1 tRNA gene and 1 rRNA gene are annotated in these 549 nt (G+C 50.3%); both read left to right on the forward strand.

Annotated elements, in window-relative coordinates:
• Positions 1 to 121 precede the first annotated feature (121 nt).
• Positions 122 to 239, forward strand: a 5S ribosomal RNA gene (gene rrf, locus DWW86_RS16920).
• Positions 240 to 244: 5 nt separating this feature from the next.
• Positions 245 to 317, forward strand: a tRNA-Ala gene (locus tag DWW86_RS16925).
• Positions 318 to 549 lie beyond the last annotated feature (232 nt).

Below are 549 nucleotides of genomic sequence, written 5' to 3' on the forward strand. Positions count from 1 at the left end.
GTCGTAACAAGGTAGCCGTATCGGAAGGTGCGGCTGGATCACCTCCTTTCTAAGGAAGAAAAAGTAGAGTATTGAATGTGTTTTACTGTTGAGTTATCAAGGCAAATTGAATAACAACATTTCTGGTATCGATGCGCTTGTGGGAAACACCCGTTCCCATCCCGAACACGACGGTTAAGACGCAAGCGGCCGATGGTACTGCACTGGAGACGGTGTGGGAGAGCAGGTGGATGCCAGATTAAATGGGGATGTAGCTCAGTTGGGAGAGCACCTGCCTTGCAAGCAGGGGGTCGAGAGTTCGAATCTCTTCATCTCCACGCAGGATTTTCCGAATGCGCGGACAAAAGATGCTGATATAGGAGGAAGCTTGCTTCCGGATATAGAAGCAGATGTGGACGCATATGAGGATTCCCGTGACCGAGGAACTTGTTCCGAGGGCTCAGGGAAGACTGCATGAGGCAAATCCGGATGGAATCGAAAGATTTCAAAAATGGGCTTATAGCTCAGCTGGTTAGAGCGCACGCCTGATAAGCGTGAGGTCGGTGGTTC

This window comes from Ruminococcus sp. AF17-22AC, assembly GCF_003460065.1.
Classification (GTDB): Bacteria; Bacillota; Clostridia; order Lachnospirales; family Lachnospiraceae; genus Blautia_A.